The organism is Marinobacter sp. UBA3604 (assembly GCF_002375325.1).
GTDB classification, from domain to species: domain Bacteria; phylum Pseudomonadota; class Gammaproteobacteria; order Pseudomonadales; family Oleiphilaceae; genus Marinobacter; species Marinobacter salarius.
The window spans coordinates 63781-79489 of record NZ_DFMB01000028.1 but is presented as its reverse complement, the minus strand read 5'-3'; the positions used below and the strand labels follow the sequence as shown (position 1 = coordinate 79489).

At 57.0% G+C, this 15709-nt stretch carries 11 protein-coding genes and 1 pseudogene; 8 read left to right on the top strand and 4 right to left on the bottom strand.

The annotated features are described in order from the left end of the window. Nucleotides 1–1485: pseudogene (locus tag B2590_RS08500) on the bottom strand (diguanylate cyclase domain-containing protein); the annotation flags it as partial. Nucleotides 1486–1688: 203 nt separating this feature from the next. Between B2590_RS08500 and B2590_RS08495 the strand changes: the two are divergent. Then, nucleotides 1689–3092 (top strand): pectin acetylesterase-family hydrolase, encoded by a 1404-nt coding sequence (locus B2590_RS08495; RefSeq protein WP_085681033.1) that lies wholly within the window; start codon nt 1689–1691, stop codon nt 3090–3092. Between the two features lie 58 nt (nt 3093–3150). Here B2590_RS08495 and B2590_RS08490 read toward each other — a convergent pair whose 3' ends face one another. Further along, the gene (locus tag B2590_RS08490) at nt 3151–3822 is read right to left on the bottom strand and encodes a hypothetical protein (protein ID WP_286810184.1); all 672 of its coding nucleotides are present in this window, start codon (nt 3820–3822) and stop codon (nt 3151–3153) included. A gap of 212 nt (nt 3823–4034) precedes the next feature. On the opposite strand from B2590_RS08490, the gene B2590_RS08485 reads away from it, so the two are divergent. The 4 genes from B2590_RS08485 (at nt 4035) to B2590_RS08470 (ending at nt 8903) form a co-directional block, all read left to right on the top strand. Next, complete coding sequence (locus tag B2590_RS08485; protein WP_286810186.1) at nt 4035–4364, top strand: hypothetical protein; 330 nt, start codon at nt 4035–4037, stop codon at nt 4362–4364. A 74-nt stretch (nt 4365–4438) separates the two neighbouring features. After that, nucleotides 4439–6400: an aconitate hydratase gene (locus B2590_RS08480; protein ID WP_286810188.1), complete on the top strand. Its 1962-nt coding sequence runs from the start codon at nt 4439–4441 to the stop codon at nt 6398–6400. A gap of 41 nt (nt 6401–6441) precedes the next feature. Further along, nucleotides 6442–7320 carry a glutathione-dependent disulfide-bond oxidoreductase gene (gene yghU, locus B2590_RS08475; protein ID WP_286810189.1) on the top strand — a complete coding sequence of 293 codons (879 nt, stop codon included), beginning with the start codon at nt 6442–6444 and terminating at the stop codon, nt 7318–7320. Next, nucleotides 7320–8903 (top strand): PQQ-dependent sugar dehydrogenase, encoded by a 1584-nt coding sequence (locus tag B2590_RS08470; protein WP_213479910.1) that lies wholly within the window; start codon nt 7320–7322, stop codon nt 8901–8903. Before yghU ends, B2590_RS08470 begins: the two co-directional genes overlap by 1 nt. 31 nt (nt 8904–8934) lie before the next feature. Here the strand turns inward: B2590_RS08470 and B2590_RS08465 are convergent, their stop codons facing one another. Continuing rightward, nucleotides 8935–9183, bottom strand: a complete 249-nt coding sequence (locus tag B2590_RS08465; RefSeq protein WP_036206861.1) for a thiamine-binding protein — start codon at nt 9181–9183, stop codon at nt 8935–8937. Between the two features lie 25 nt (nt 9184–9208). Then, on the bottom strand, nt 9209–10906 hold the full coding sequence (gene ggt / locus B2590_RS08460) for a gamma-glutamyltransferase (RefSeq protein WP_213479915.1): 1698 nt from the start codon (nt 10904–10906) through the stop codon (nt 9209–9211). A 174-nt stretch (nt 10907–11080) separates the two neighbouring features. On the opposite strand from ggt, the gene purU reads away from it, so the two are divergent. The 3 genes from purU to serC all read left to right on the top strand — a co-directional run bounded on the left by purU (nt 11081) and on the right by serC (nt 15708). Next, nucleotides 11081–11935 carry a formyltetrahydrofolate deformylase gene (gene purU / locus B2590_RS08455; protein WP_286810743.1) on the top strand — a complete coding sequence of 285 codons (855 nt, stop codon included), beginning with the start codon at nt 11081–11083 and terminating at the stop codon, nt 11933–11935. Between the two features lie 127 nt (nt 11936–12062). After that, nucleotides 12063–14642, top strand: a complete 2580-nt coding sequence (gyrA, locus tag B2590_RS08450; RefSeq protein WP_213479908.1) for a DNA gyrase subunit A — start codon at nt 12063–12065, stop codon at nt 14640–14642. Beyond that, nucleotides 14626–15708, top strand: a complete 1083-nt coding sequence (gene serC, locus B2590_RS08445; protein WP_213479907.1) for a 3-phosphoserine/phosphohydroxythreonine transaminase — start codon at nt 14626–14628, stop codon at nt 15706–15708. The genes gyrA and serC overlap by 17 nt, the downstream gene beginning before the upstream one ends. Nucleotide 15709: the final 1 nt, after the last annotated feature.

Genomic DNA, 15709 nt, shown 5'->3' with positions numbered 1-15709 from the left:
TCCGCAGTAGCGGGGTAGAACCCGATCGTACCAGACCTTCATTTGCCGGCAGGCTTCCTCGATGACCCAGTTGCCAATGGGCACGATCAGCCCGGAGCTCTCTGCCAGCGGGAGAAAACGATCGGGTGACAGGAATCCGTGATCGGGGCTTTGCCATCGCAGTAGGGCTTCGAGGCCAGTCATGGGGCCGTCTGGTGCAACAAACTTGGGCTGATAATGCAGTACCAGCTCGTTGCGGCTGACGGCCTGCCGCAGATTTTGCTGCATTTGCATCTGCAGGTGCACATTGGCGTTCATGCCGTGTTCGAAAAAGCAGTAGCCGTTGCGGCCCTGTTTCTTGGCGTGATACATGGCGGCGTCAGCATTCACCATCAGCTCATGTTCGGTTTTACCGTCCTGGGGGTAAATCGCGATGCCGACACTGGTGGAAATGTGAAGGGGGATATTCGAAGTCTCGTAGGGCTGCTCAATGGCATCAATTAACCGTTGCGCAAATACGGCGGAAGTTTCCGGTGAGCAGGGTTCTAATAATAGTACAAATTCATCCCCTCCAAGCCTCGCGGCTGTGTCTCCCTCACGTTTGTTTGAAAGCAGGCGATGCGCCACCTCTTTGAGCAACTGATCTCCGACATGGTGCCCGTGCATGTCGTTGATCGCCTTAAAGCCGTCCAGGTCCAAAAACAGTACGGCAAACTCACCGTTGTTTCTCTCGGCTCGGTGTATCGCTTGCTCCAGCCGATCTCCCAATAGAACACGATTTGGTATGCGGGTCAGGTTGTCCTGCAGGGCGAGCTTTATGAGTTCGTTATTGGCGTCATCGAGTGAGTTGGACAGTTGGCTGGTGCGTACATCAAGCATTGACACAATTAGAGCAATGGCGAACACCGCAAGGCTGACAATGATGACCAGCACAGCCAGCCACTTTGTATCGATCCCGCTGTTGGCCGCGCCGCAAAAGCTGTCGATCGGGAATTTGGAGGCCGCCATTCCGGTATAGTGCATGCCGATAATGGCGCACCCCATAACCAGGGACGCGCCAATGCGGCCGAAGGTGGCGCGCTTGCTTTCCTCTCGCAGTCGAAACGCCAGCCAAAGGGCGGCAGTGGCCGCGACAATGGCGATAACAATGGATAGCCCCACCAGCCAGGGTACATAGAAAATGTACGGATGCATGAGCAATGCTTCCATACCGATGTAGTGCATGCTGGCTACACCCAGGCCCATCAGTAAACCACCCGATAGCAGCCGCCCCCAGGGCAGCGTGTCCTGACACACCAGATAAAGGGCGAACGCAGAACACGCTATGGCGATAACTAATGACAGCAGGGTGAGGGGGACGTCGTAGCCTAGCTCGATGGGAAGGCTAAAGGCGAGCATGCCGATAAAGTGCATGGACCAGATGCCAAAGCCCATGGCGATGGAACCGCCAATCAGCCATAGAACCGCAGAGCGGCCCGATGCGCTGGAGACACGGCTGGCCATGTTCCAATATTAAGTAGGCAGTAGATGAGGTAGTTCTCTCCAATTCAGTCATTTCCTTTACATTTTTCAATAACGCTATTACCTATCATTTTTTAGGACCAATTGTTCTAGGGGTATTCATTGAAATGACAGAGTGTCACGTCTAGTTTCGATTCAGGGGTGAGCTCAATGATTGACTACGCCCCAATAACAACAATCAAGGAGGGATGCCTGTGAAAACGAGCATCAAGAACCAACTGCTAGTTGTTCTTATTCTACTGGGCGTAACAGGCCCGGCGATGGCTGAGCTGGGTGACTATGGTTTCTGGCGAACACTCGGGAATCTGGTTAATCCACCGGCAGCGGATAACCCGGTTACTGCAGCTCAGCGTCAGGGTGACTACCCCTTACTTGCCAACCCGCCGGGGTTCAACGATGGTTTTTCGCCAGGCAACTATTACGCCTGGCAAACCATTCCCCTGGCACCCGAAACCGGCGCTGTCTGTGGTAACGGCTCTGAGTACAAGTTCTTTGTGAACCGCGTGCCGAACACCAGTAATACGATTATCTACCTGGAAGGGGGCGGCGCTTGCTGGGATTACGAGAGCTGCTCTGGCCAGACGGGCATTCGGGGAGCCCGCAACCCGGACGGTATTCCCGATGACTACATGAACCTGACAAACCCCAGTGCCAGCTTGGTCAGTCCGTTTGTGGTGCGCCTGAATCCACTGACATCGGTCAAGACCCAGAACTGGAACATGGTTTATATCCCGTACTGCACGGGAGACGTCTACTCCGGTGACAAGGTGGCCGTGTACGAAGATCCGGAAGGGGAAGCGGAGCCTTTGATCTGGCATCACAATGGCCTTCGCAACACCCGCGCTGCGATTTCGTGGGTGAAGGATAATCTGCAGCGGCCGAAGCAATTGCTGACGACCGGATGCAGTGCCGGCGGCCTGGGCAGTTTGACCAATTATCACCCGACTCGCCGAGATATGGAGCCCAACCGGGGGTACATGATCAACGACTCTGGACCTGCCTTCAGTGCGCCTTCCGGAGCGGATCCAGAAGCTTATCCTTCGGTGTTGTTGCAGTCGTTTATCCGTGATGCCTGGGGGTTGGATCAGCCCAATGGTCCGCTGGAATACCTCAGTGACGGGCTTCCACTGATGAACCTGAACGATCTCGGCTCACTGTATACGGCCCTTTCTGCGGAGCTACCGAATGATCGGATGGGGCATACGCATTTCTGGCAGGATCTGAATTACTCCTCCTATTCTTACGAGCGTTTCTATCCGGAAATCGAGAATGCGCCGGATCAGGCTACCAAAGAGGCGTTGATCCACGAACGCTGGTATACGGATACAGAGCGCCTGAAGGGTACCCTGTCCAACCTGAATAATTTTGGGTATTACCTGCCATGGTTCCGCGATGTGAACGAGAGCCACTGCACCACAATTATTGAGTTTGCCAACTCAGACATTCAGGAAGCCGGGCTGGAGCTGGATGACTTTGTGGCCAATGTGTTGAACGGAAGCGGTGCAGTCATGCAGGCCTCTGAAACCGATCAGCAGGCTGACTACAACAAGCCGTTCAATCCGCTCTACTGGGCACTTGATCAGCTTCTGTAGAACATTGGGTATCAGGTTCTCCGGAACCGGGGAACCCGCCGATAGGGATGGCGATGCGTTACTGAGGCGCATCGCCATTTTTGTTGGCGGCCACACGGGCTTCCAGCAATCGCTGGCGTAAGTACTCGTTGCGGGTCATTCCTGCAGGCACTTTGTCCATTGCCATCACCTCTTGCACGATTTGTTTCTCCTGCTGCTTATAGGCTTCAAACTCCGGCCTGGGTTTGGCCAGCCATTCTTCTTTGCGTGCCTGCGCAGCGGCATTATGCCGGTCAATCAGGCCTTGCAACGCCCGTTTCTGCGCGGCTTCGTCTTCGATGGTGAGTTTTGTCATGGCAATGCGAACCATCAGGCTCTCTGCTGCGCTGACCTGTCCCAGGCGTTCGTACTCAGCCAGGCGCTGTTCCAGCATTGCAGCCTCCGCTGCGCGCTCTTCCGAAGACAGGCTCTTGGCGTTCGCAAAGAAGGTGTGCAGTTCTTCCTCAAAGTCGAGCCGGTTGGCCAGCTCCAGCGTTTGCGGGTTGTCCAGTAAAGCCTGTTGTTCGGCTGTAAGCCCGCTGCTCTGATTTTGGCTGGTCGATTGTGGCTCTTGAGTCAGTGCCTGGGTAGCTTGCGGGTTGCTGATCGATTTTTCGGTGTCAACAGAGGAGTCAGTCTGGCTCAGCCAAAAAGAAATACTGGCCGTGACGGCAACGATGCCGATGGCAGATGCGAGAGCAATTCGTTTCATGGCAGTCCCCCTTGTTATTATTGCCCTGATTCCAATTCAGGCTTGGCCTGGTCCAGTAAACGCGACAGGTAATCACTATATTAGCGCAAACCGCTGTAGGCGTAGCTAACGTTCCCAAGCACTGGGGAGTTGATCTCCCCATACGGGCCTTAATCTGTCTGCTACAGTGGCAGCGCACTTACATCCATTGTTGGTCCCAGGAGAAAAGCCTCATGAAGCCAACCCTATGCGTTTTCGTCGTTCTGACTGTATTCAGCCTAAATAGCTGGTCCCAAGAGGTCGATTACGATAAGCGCAACCTGCACATCTTTTGCGCCTCACATCTGAAGATGCTCAGCGGCACACTTGATGAAGGAGGCGATGAATATAAGGCACTGATGTTTATGTCCGGTGTTCACCGGGACGAGGCAACCGGGATGGGTGCCACGGAAAAGCACTTCAGCGACGTGAACACCTATCTGAAAAAAGTACGCAACACCAGCAAACCGAAGTGGAGTAGCCTGACATCCCGAAGTAAGGAGCTGTGTTTTCCCCAGTCCTGACGACAGGGTTGGCCAACGGGATCTATAGTGAAGGGCATGAATGTCTGAAATCTGGCTCGCATGGAGGTCATCCGATGACGAAACAGACGAAGAATCAACCGCGCAATGTTGCCACGAAGCTGATCGAGTCACACCTGGTGTCGGGAACGATGAAGGCCGGCGAGGAAATCGGGCTGAAGATCGATCAAACGCTGACCCAGGATGCAACCGGTACCCTGGTTATGCTCGAGCTGGAGGCCATGGGGCTCGGCCAGGTCAAAACTGAATTGTCCGCGCAGTACGTTGACCACAACCTGCTGCAGACCGACAACCGCAACCCTGACGATCACCTGTTTCTGCGCAGTGCCTGCGAGCGGTTCGGCCTGTGGTTCAGCCCGGCCGGGTCCGGCGTCAGCCATCCGGTGCACATGGAACGCTTTGGGAAACCTGGCAAGACCCTTCTTGGCTCCGACAGCCATACCTGTGCTGCCGGTTCCCTGGGAATGCTGGCAATGGGGGCTGGCGGTCTGGCTGTGGCCATGGCCATGTGTGGAGAGCCGTTCTACCTCAACATGCCCAAGGTCATGGGTGTGAAGCTGACCGGGAAACTGCCGGATTGGGTGAGCGCCAAGGATGTCATCCTGGAAATGCTTCGCCGCCACGGCGTGAAGGGCGGCGCCGGGAAAATCATTGAGTACTACGGGCCGGGCCTGAAAGGCCTGTCCGCGATGGACCGCCATGTGATCGCGAATATGGGGCAGGAGATGGGACACACCGCTACGGTGTTCCCGGCGGACGATGCGGTGCGGGATTTTCTCAGGCAGCAACAGCGGGCAGACGATTTCCAGAGGCTGGAAGCCGACCGCGGCGCCACCTACGACCTGCATGACGAGATTGATCTGGGAAAACTGGAGCCGTTGATTGCACTCCCTAGCAGTCCAGGGAAGGTGTTTCCGGTGAGGGAAGTGGCTGGCGAGCCAATCTACCAGGCCTATATTGGGTCCTCTGCGAATCCTGGCCTGAGGGATTTTGCAGTTCCTGCGATGATGGTCAAAGGCCGCCAGGTTCGCGAGGGAGTATCTTTCGATATCAACCCCACATCGCGTCAGGTTCTGGAAAACCTGGTTGAACTGGGTCATCTTACCGATCTGCTCAGCGCTGGGGCGCGCCTGCACCAGACCGGCTGCAATGGTTGCATTGGCATGGGGCAGGCACCGGCAACGGATCAGATCAGCCTGCGCACTGTTCCGCGGAATTTTGCCGGCCGTTCGGGTACCTCTGAAGACAAGGTCTGTCTGTGTAGCCCCGAAACAGCCACGGCCTCTGCCTTGACCGGCGTGATTACTGACCCACGTGATCTCGATATGAACTATCCTGTGTTCGACGAGCGCAGCACCTTTTATGTCGATGATCGCAATATCCGCCCGCCGGCGAAACACCCGGAACTGACCGTGGTGGAGAAGGGGCCGAACATCAGCACCCTGCCGACGTTTGAGGCGCTGCCTGACTCGTTGAAGGCGCCGGTTCTGCTCAAGGTTGGTGACGATGTTTCCACCGACGATATCCTGCCTGCCGGCTCCCGGATACTGCCGTTTCGCAGTAACATTCCTGCCATCAGCGAGTTCACTTATACCCGGCTGGACCCAACCTATCCGGAACGGGCAAAACAGCATCAGGACACGGGCTCTCTGATCGTTGGCGGTGACAACTACGGCCAGGGGTCAAGCCGTGAACATGCGGCGCTGGCGCCCCGTTATCTGGGTGTGCGAGCAGTGATTGCCAAGAGTTACTCGCGCATACACTGGCAGAACCTGTCGAGCTTTGGTGTGTTGCCTTTGAGCTTTGTCACTCCGGAGAACTTCGATAGTATCGAGCAGGGCGATGAATTATCGATTGAGGGGCTGGTTGAAGCATTAAAAGCCGGGGACAGCATTGTTGCGAAAAACACCCGTAACGGCGAACGTTATGAACTGACGCATGAACTCAGCGAGCGTCAGGTCCGTATGGTAATAGAAGGCGGACTGCTGAACATGATGCGCCAGGAACTGGCCGCGTGAGGCCTTGTTGCCAATAGATCCACTAAATTGAGGAAGAATGAATGACCGATGATACCTACACGCCCCCGAGAGTCTGGAAATGGGATGCCGAGAGCGGCGGAGCCTTCTCGCAGATCAATCGCCCGATTGCCGGCCCCACTCATGAGAAAGAGTTACCGGTAGGGGAGCACCCGTTTCAGGTCTATTCACTGGCGACCCCGAATGGCGTGAAGGCCACGATCATGTTTGAGGAACTGTTGGCCAAGGGCATCAAGGAAGCGGAATACGATGCCTGGCTAATCCGCATCACCGAGGGTGAGCAGTTTGGCAGTGGTTTCGTGAACGCAAACCCGAACTCCAAGATCCCGGCAATGATGGACCACACCCACAAGCCGGCCGTCCGCGTGTTTGAATCCGGCTCCATCCTGCTTTACCTCGCTGAGAAGTTTGGCGAGTTCCTGCCGACGGACATTGTGGCGCGCACGGAAACCATGAACTGGTTGTTCTGGCAAATGGGCAGTGCGCCGTTCCTGGGCGGTGGGTTTGGCCATTTCTACGCCTACGCACCGGAAAAATACGAATACCCGATCAACCGCTACACCATGGAAGTGAAGCGCCAGTTGGATGTGCTGGATCGGCAACTGGCCGACAATCGCTACATTGCGGGCGACGAATACACCATCGCGGATATGGCGATCTGGCCCTGGTACGGCGCACTGGTGAAAAACAAGGTGTATGAAGCGGCGGAATTTCTGGAAGCGCATACCTACAAGAACGTGGTGCGTTGGGCCGATGAGATCGCAGAACGCCCGGCGGTCAAGCGTGGATTGATGGTAAACCGCACCTGGGGCGAGGAGAGCAGGCAGTTGCATGAACGGCACGACGCCAGTGACTTCGAACTGCGCACTCAGGACAAGCTGGAGCCTTCCGGAGAGAAGTAATGGCGGCATCGGTTGGCTGGAGGAGAGTGGTGCTGGCGTTCATCGTCGCGTTGATCGTGGGCTCCGTGCTGGGCAGCCTTGTGCAAACCCAGTTCAATCTCCAGGCGCTGGAAGGCCTGGGGGTTGAAATCAGTATGGCGACCCGTTTGCAAACCACAGTTCAGGATCTTCTGAACTTTGCCCCTTTGTACGCCATCCTCTTCGGGCTCAGTTTCCTGTTCTCTCAGGGTGCTGCGTCTCTTGTGGCCCGGCTGGCTGGTCAATCAGGCCGTTTGTGGCTGTGCCCGCTTGCCGCAGCTGTGGGATTGTGGGCGACCTTGCGGATTGTGGATGCATTGGCGCCCATGCCTACGTTGATCGCTGCCACGCGGGATATGGGTGGACTGTTGGCCATGCTGGTAACGGCTGCTCTCTCTGGTTTGTTGTTTGCCGTTCTGGTTTCCCGGTTGCCCCGTAAAAATGACAATGCCTCGGCAGTGCCTGTTGCGATGCTTCTGATGGTTGCTGGGGCGGTTCTGCCTGAATCTGATGCCATAGCGGATGAGGCGACAGACTATACGATTGAAACTGTGGCCAGCGGCCTGGAGCATCCCTGGTCACTGGCGTTCCTGCCCGATGGGCGCATGCTGGTTACTGAAAGGCCGGGTCGGTTGCGAATGCTGACGGCCAACGGCGACCTGATGCCGGAACCGCTGGATGGTGTGCCGGAGGTTTTCGCATCCGGCCAGGCAGGGCTGTTTGATGTGCTTCCCGCCAGGGACTTCGAGGAGAGCCGACGGATTTACCTGAGTTATGCCTGTGGCACCATGGATGCCAATCACACCTGCCTGGCCAGGGGGCAACTGGGAGAGCAGGGCCTGGAGAATGTGAGCGAACTATTCCGGGTACAACCGGCCAAGAAGGGCAGCGCTCATTATGGAGGGCGGATGGTATGGCTGCCGGATGATATGCTGGTGTTAACCCTCGGAGACGGTTTCGACTACCGCGAGCAGGCCCAGCGCCGTCAAAACCACATTGGCAGTATTGTGCGTCTTAACCCGGATGGCAGCGTGCCGGACGACAACCCTTTTGCAGGGCACGACACCTACCAGGGTGAAATCTACAGCTATGGCCATCGCAATGTGCAGGGGCTGGCCTACGACAGCGAACAGGGCCGGCTGATTGCTCATGAACACGGGCCCCGGGGTGGTGATGAGATCAACGTCATTCGCCCGGGCGCCAACTACGGTTGGCCGGTCACCACCCATGGGCTGGACTATACCGGTGCGCGGGTAACCCCGTTCGAGGAGCGTGAGGGTGTCGAGGCGCCGCTGCTGCACTGGACGCCATCCATCGCCCCTTCGGGCATGACCGTTTACACCGGCGATCTATTTCCTCAGTGGCAGGGTGATCTGCTGGTTGGCGGGCTGGTGACCCGGCAGGTGCATCGTGTCCGGTTGGCGGACGGCGAGGCAACGGAAGTGGAAACGCTGTTCGGTGAGCTGGACGAACGCATCAGGGCCGTCGTAACGGGCCCTGAGGGTTCGGTTTATCTGCTGACGGATAATGCTGACGGACGTGTTTTGAAAGTTACGCCAGACTAGAGCGAGTGTCTGGGCCTGGCTCAAAAGCGCCCTAGCGTGGCCGGCGATCACCTTCCATGATCTTGGCCACAAACACCGCTTTACCGTACTCCTCGAACGACCATTTCATGGTGTCTGAGAGCACGCGCATTACCTCGTCGTACTCACCGAACATTTCGGTGCTCATGCGGCCCGGAAAGATCTCCAGCCCTGTTTTTTCAAGCCGCTCGATAACGGCACGAATGGGCGGCTTGTAGTCATCGGTGAGTGGGTAGCAGCTCAGTTGAACGGATAAAAACATAATGCCTCCCGGGGCTGTGTGCCCCTCAATAGCCCATGGCTGAGGATGTGCTGCGGCGCGGGTCTGCACCGCCGTAGAGGGTTCCTTCAGTATCGATCAGTATGCTCTGGATGGCGCCCATGGCACTTTTTGTCACCACCTTGTGCCCCTTTTCCTCCAGCAGCCTCACGGTATCCGGGCTGATGCCCTGTTCAATGCGGATCTCGTCTGGCAACCATTGGTGGTGAATCCTTGGGGCACTCACCGCAGACTGAATGTTCATGCCATGATCAATCACATTCAGCAGCACCTGCAAGGTTGTCGTGATAATTCGGGACCCGCCGGGGCTTCCCGTAACCAGATAGTTGCGACCATCGCGCCTGACAATGGTCGGCGACATGGAGCTCAGCATACGCTTGCCGGGTTCCACCTTATTGGCTTCGCCACCAATCAGTCCATAGGCGTTGGGTTCGCCGGGTTTGGCACTGAAGTCGTCCATTTCGTTGTTCAAAAGGAACCCCGCCCCGTCAACGGTGATGCCGGACCCGTAGCTGAAATTAATGGTGTAAGTATTGGAAACTGCGTTGCCCCAGCGGTCGACAACGGAGAAGTGGGTGGTTTCCGGGCTTTCATAGGCCCCGGGGTTACCGGCACTGATCTCGGTCGAAGGCCGGGCTTTGGCCGGATCAATGGTTTTACGCAACGCTTCGGCATAGGCCTTGCTGGTCAGGCCCTTTAGCGGCACCTCCACAAAGTCAGTATCTCCGAGGTATTCCGCGCGGTCGGCATAGGCGAGCTTCATGGCTTCGGCCATGTGATGAATACCGGCGGCGGAGTTATGACCGAACTCGGCCAGCGGGTAGCCTTCAAGAATGTTCAGAATCTGCACAATGTGAGTGCCACCAGAGGAGGGCGGTGACATGGAATAGATATCATGTCCGCGGTAGGTGCCATGAACCGGCTGGCGGATTCTGGGGCGGTAGTTCTTCAGGTCCTGAAGGGTGATCAGGCCGTCGTGACGTTCCATTTCCTGGACGATGAGTTGCGCGGTCTTGCCCTGATAGAAGCCATCGACGCCTTGATCGGCAATACGCTGAAGGGTGTCGGCAAGCTCCGGTTGCCGAAATCGCTCGCCTGGTTGCCACGGAGAAGCGTCCTCTTTATAGAAGGTTGCGAGAGTTGCCGGCCAGCGCTGCAGTCGTTCCCGCGCCTGTTCCAGGCCCTCGGTGAAGCGTGCGGGTACAATAAAGCCTTCCCGCGCCAGTTTGATCGCCGGGGCCAGGGCCTGTTCCAGCGACAGCGTACCGTGGCGTTCGAGCGCCATCGCCAGGCCGGCGACGGTGCCGGGCACGCCGGACGCCTTGTGGGTGAAACGGCTGCGATTCTCGACCACGTTGCCATTGTCGTCCTGGAACATGGTTTCGGTGGCAGCGGCCGGTGCTTTCTCCCGATAGTCGATGGCCTCAACCGCTTCACCGTTGCCCGGAGCGTAGAGCATAAACCCGCCGCCGCCGATGTTGCCCGAGCGCGGCTGGGTGACCGCCAGGGCGAATCCCGCCGTAACGGCGGCATCCATCGCATTGCCGCCATTCTTCAGCACGTTCAATGCGACTTCCGTTGCCAGGGTGTGGCTGGTGGCCACCATGCCGTTCCTGGCCTGTACCGGGTGGTGGCGCTCTCCTTCCAGAATGGCCTCTGCGGTCACCGGCTGTAGAGGTAGCAGCAGCGCCAGGGCGATCATCATTCTCGCGGCCAGTGAGCGGCTCGCGACGGCTTTTCGGGTACGTACCTGTAGGGGGTGTCTATCCATGTTTCTGTGCCTCGTTTCTGGTGCTCAGATAAGCTATCATAGCCGGTCATTTTTAAGGGTGTGAAATTGCGCGCCCGTGATCCCGGATCAGATTAAGGAAAGGCTTCCATGGAGCATACCTATCGTCTTGTGATTTCCTGCCCGGATCGGGTGGGGATTGTTGCCAAGGTCAGTAACTTTCTGTCGACCTATAATGGCTGGATTACAGAGGCGAGCCACCACTCCGACACCCAGACCGGGTGGTTCTTCATGCGGCATGAGATCAAGGCCAGCTCGATCCCTTTCGGCCTGGACCAGTTCCGCACGGCCTTTGAGCAGATTGCCCGCGAGTTCAATATGAACTGGCACATTGCTGATTCGGCCCAGCCCAAGAAAGTGATCCTGATGTGCAGCAAGGAATCCCATTGCGTGGCGGATCTGCTCCATCGCTGGCACAGCCGCGAGATCAATGCCGAAATCGTGGCGGTTATTTCCAATCATGAAGACCTCCGGCGCATGGTGGAGTGGCATGAGATACCCTATCACCATATTCCGGTGAACCAGAACAACCGCGACGAGGCTTTCGGTGAAGTGGATGGCCTGATAGAAGGCTATGAAGCCGATGTGGTTGTTTTGGCCCGGTATATGCAGATCCTGCCCGGTAGTCTGTGCGAGAAGTACCCGGGCAAGGTGATCAACATTCATCACAGCTTCCTGCCTTCGTTTGCGGGTGCCCGCCCATACCACCAGGCCTACAGCCGGGGTGTGAAGCTGATTGGCGCCACCTGCCACTACGTAACCCAGGATCTGGACGAAGGCCCCATCATCGAGCAGGACGTGGTCCGCATCAGCCACAGCGACTCCATTGAAGACATGGTTCGGCTGGGCAAGGATGTGGAGAAAAACGTGCTGTCGCGGGGCTTGCGGGCACACATTGAAGACCGTGTGATTACCTACGAAAACAAGACTGTGGTTTTTGACTGACGGCCACCGCCATATCCCCCGCTAAGGGGTTGAATGTGGTAGTATTGGCCGCTTGTTAAAGAATAACTATGGGGCGCTCTGAACGGCCCTGAAACGACTTCCAGCAAATGCAAAGGAACCTTTCTCGATGGGTGAGTTAGCCAAAGAGATCCTGCCGGTAAATATTGAAGACGAGCTCAAACAGTCCTATCTCGATTACGCCATGAGCGTCATCGTGGGGCGGGCACTTCCAGACGTGCGCGACGGCCTCAAGCCGGTGCATCGCCGCGTACTGTTTGCCATGTCCGAACTCAACAACGACTGGAACAAGGCCTACAAGAAATCCGCCCGTGTGGTGGGTGACGTCATCGGTAAGTATCACCCCCATGGTGACTCGGCCGTTTACGACACCATTGTTCGTATGGCCCAGCCGTTTTCCCTGCGCTACCCGCTGGTGGATGGTCAGGGTAACTTTGGTTCCATCGACGGCGACAACGCGGCTGCCATGCGTTACACCGAGATCCGCATGGAGAAGGTTGCCCACTCCCTGCTGGCGGATCTGGACAAGGAAACTGTGGATTTCGTGGCCAACTATGATGGCACCGAACAGATTCCGGACGTACTGCCCACTCGGATTCCCAACCTGCTGGTAAACGGTTCCTCAGGCATTGCCGTGGGTATGGCCACCAATATTCCGCCCCATAACCTGACGGAAATTGTGAACGGCTGCCTGGCATTGATTGATAATCCGGATATGACCATCGACGACCTGATGGAGCATATTCCGGGGCCGGACTTTCCCACCCAGGGCATCATTAATGGTCGCGCCGGCATTGTTGAGGCCTACCGCACCGGCCGTGGGCGCATCTACATCCGTGCCCGCCATGAAATCGAGCACGACAAGAAAACCAACCGCGACGCCATCATTATTACCGAGCTGCCGTACCAGCTGAACAAAGCGCGGCTGATCGAGAAAATTGCAGAGCTGGTAAAAGAGAAGCGACTGGAAGGCATCTCCGAGCTGCGGGACGAGTCCAACAAGGAAGGTATCCGGGTAGTGATTGAGCTGCGTCGCGGTGAAAACCCGGACGTGGTCATTAATAACCTCTTTGCCCACACTCAGTTGCAGACGGTTTTCGGCATCAACATGGTCGCCCTGATCAACGGCGAGCCGAAAATCCTCAACCTCAAGGAAATGCTGGACGCATTTGTCCGGCATCGCCGCGAAGTGGTTACCCGCCGTACCATTTACGAACTGCGTAAAGCCCGCGAACGTGGCCATATCCTGGAAGGCCTCACGGTTGCTCTGGCGAACATCGATGAAATCATCGCGCTGATCAAGGCGTCTCCGGCTGCGGCCGAGGCGAAAGAGAAGCTGATGGCTCAGGGCTGGGCACCGGGTGACGTTCTGGCGATGCTTGAGCGGGCGGGCGAAGACGCATGCCGCCCCGATGATCTGCCGGAGATCTTTGGCCTGCGCAACGGCCTTTATCACCTGTCGCCAGAACAGGCTCAGGCGATCCTGGACCTGCGCCTGCACCGCCTGACCGGTCTTGAGACCGAAAAGCTCCAGAATGAGTACAAGGACATTCTCGAGAAGATTGCCGACCTGCTGGAAATTCTGGGTGATCCGGACCGCCTGATGCAGGTTATCCGTGAAGAACTGGAAGCGGTGGTGACCGAGTTTGGCGATACCCGTCTGACCGAAATCACCAGCTCCAAGCGTGACCTGACCATCGCCGATCTGATCGACGAGGAAGATCTGGTGGTCACCATCTCTCACGGTGGTTATGCCAAGACTCAGGCCGTCGAAGATTATCAGGCCCAGCGCCGTGGTGGTCGCGGCAAGGCCGCTACGTCCATGAAAGACGAAGATTTCGTCGAGAAACTGCTGGTAGCGAACTCCCACGACACCATTCTGTGCTTCTCCAACCGGGGCAAGGTGTACTGGTTGCGGGTGTTCGAGATTCCCCGGGCCAGCCGCGCGTCCCGCGGTCGTCCGATGGTCAACATCCTGCCGCTGGAAGAAGGGGAGCGTATTACCACCTTCCTGCCGGTTCGTGACTATCCGGAAGACCAGTACGTGCTGATGGCCACTTCGGCGGGTGTGGTCAAGAAAACGCCGTTGCCGAATTTCTCCCGTCCGCGCAGCAATGGTCTGATTGCTCTGTCGCTTGACGAGGGTGACACCCTGATTGGTACGGCCATCACCAAGGGTGATGCGGAAGTCATGCTGTTCTCCTCGGCGGGCAAGGCCGTTCGCTTCAACGAGGAAGCGGTACGTCCGATGAGTCGTACGGCTCGTGGTGTGCGTGGCATTAGAATGCCGGAAGGACATCATGTTGTGTCACTGATCATTCCGCAGGAAAACGCGGTTCTGCTGACGGCCAGTGAGAACGGCTACGGTAAGCGCACCACCTTCGACGAGTTCCCGACCTACAGCCGGGGCAGCCAGGGCGTTATCGCCATGCAGTGTTCCGAGCGTAACGGCAACCTGGTCACGGCGTTGCAGCTGTTTGAAGGCGACGAAATGATGCTGATCTCGGACAAAGGCACGCTTGTGCGTACCCGCACCGACGAAGTATCGGTTCTGAGCCGGAACACCCAGGGTGTTCGCCTGATCAAACTGAGCCAGGAAGACGAACGCCTCGTGGGTGTTGAGCGTATTGCCGAAACCGATGCCGAAGAGGTCGACGGTGAGGAAGGAAGTGATGAGCAGGGCGTATAATTTTTGTGCAGGCCCGGCAACCTTGCCGGAGCCTGTTTTGCGACAGGCACGGGAAGAGATGCTGGATTGGCGCGGCACCGGCATGTCCGTGATGGAGATGAGCCATCGCAGTGACGAGTTCGTGGAAATCGCCGAAACTGCCGAGAAAGACCTTCGGGAATTGGCCGGCGTTTCAGATGATTACGCCGTACTCTTCATGCAGGGTGGTGCGTCCAGCCAGTTCTCGACCATTCCACTGAACCTGTTGGGCGACAAGACGTCTGCGGACTACGTGAACACGGGTATCTGGTCGAAGAAAGCCATCGCCGAGGCCAGCCGTTATGGTCAGGTTAATGTCGTGGCAAGCAGCGAATCGAGTGGCTTTGCCAGCATTCCCGATCAGGATAGCTGGGCTACGAGCACCGATGCGGCTTACCTGCATTACACGCCTAATGAAACCATCGGCGGATTGGAGTTCGACTTCGTGCCGGAGAGCGGTTCCGTACCGTTGGTGGCGGATATGTCGTCCACCATGCTGTCACGCCCGCTGGACGTCTCGAAATTTGGCCTGATCTACGCCGGGGCCCAGAAGAACATCGGTCCATCCGGCCTGGTGGTCGTGATCATTCGCAAGGATCTGTTGGGCAAGGCGCTCAAGATAACGCCGACGATGATGAACTATCAGGTCATTGCGGATAATGACTCCATGTACAACACGCCGGCGACATACTCCTGGTACCTCGCAGGCCTGGTATTCAAATGGCTGAAAGAGCAGGGCGGTGTTAGGGCTATGGGTGAGGTCAATCGTCGTAAAGCCAGCAAACTGTATGGTTTTATTGATGAGAACGACTTCTACGCCAACCCGATATCCCCGCGCTTCCGATCCTGGATGAATATACCGTTCACCCTTGCAGATGACGCGCTCAACAGTGCTTTCCTGAAAGGTGCGAATGAGAGAGGGTTGCTGAACCTCAAGGGCCATCGCTCCGTGGGTGGCATGCGGGCCAGCGTCTACAACGCCATGCCAGAAGCCGGTGTCGATGCGTTGATTGACTACATGACCGTGTTTGCGAAGGAGCGGGGCTGAT

Coding starts and splice junctions, on each gene's coding strand:
- B2590_RS08495 (WP_085681033.1), top strand. CDS start 1,689: ATGCCTGTGAAAACGAGCATCAAGAACCAACTGCTAGTTGTTCTTATT.
- B2590_RS08470 (WP_213479910.1), top strand. CDS start 7,320: ATGGCGGCATCGGTTGGCTGGAGGAGAGTGGTGCTGGCGTTCATCGTC.
- gyrA (WP_213479908.1), top strand. CDS start 12,063: ATGGGTGAGTTAGCCAAAGAGATCCTGCCGGTAAATATTGAAGACGAG.
- B2590_RS08485 (WP_286810186.1), top strand. CDS start 4,035: ATGAAGCCAACCCTATGCGTTTTCGTCGTTCTGACTGTATTCAGCCTA.
- serC (WP_213479907.1), top strand. CDS start 14,626: ATGAGCAGGGCGTATAATTTTTGTGCAGGCCCGGCAACCTTGCCGGAG.
- B2590_RS08480 (WP_286810188.1), top strand. CDS start 4,439: ATGACGAAACAGACGAAGAATCAACCGCGCAATGTTGCCACGAAGCTG.
- purU (WP_286810743.1), top strand. CDS start 11,081: ATGGAGCATACCTATCGTCTTGTGATTTCCTGCCCGGATCGGGTGGGG.
- yghU (WP_286810189.1), top strand. CDS start 6,442: ATGACCGATGATACCTACACGCCCCCGAGAGTCTGGAAATGGGATGCC.
- B2590_RS08465 (WP_036206861.1), bottom strand. CDS start 9,183: ATGTTTTTATCCGTTCAACTGAGCTGCTACCCACTCACCGATGACTAC.
- ggt (WP_213479915.1), bottom strand. CDS start 10,906: ATGATGATCGCCCTGGCGCTGCTGCTACCTCTACAGCCGGTGACCGCA.
- B2590_RS08490 (WP_286810184.1), bottom strand. CDS start 3,822: ATGAAACGAATTGCTCTCGCATCTGCCATCGGCATCGTTGCCGTCACG.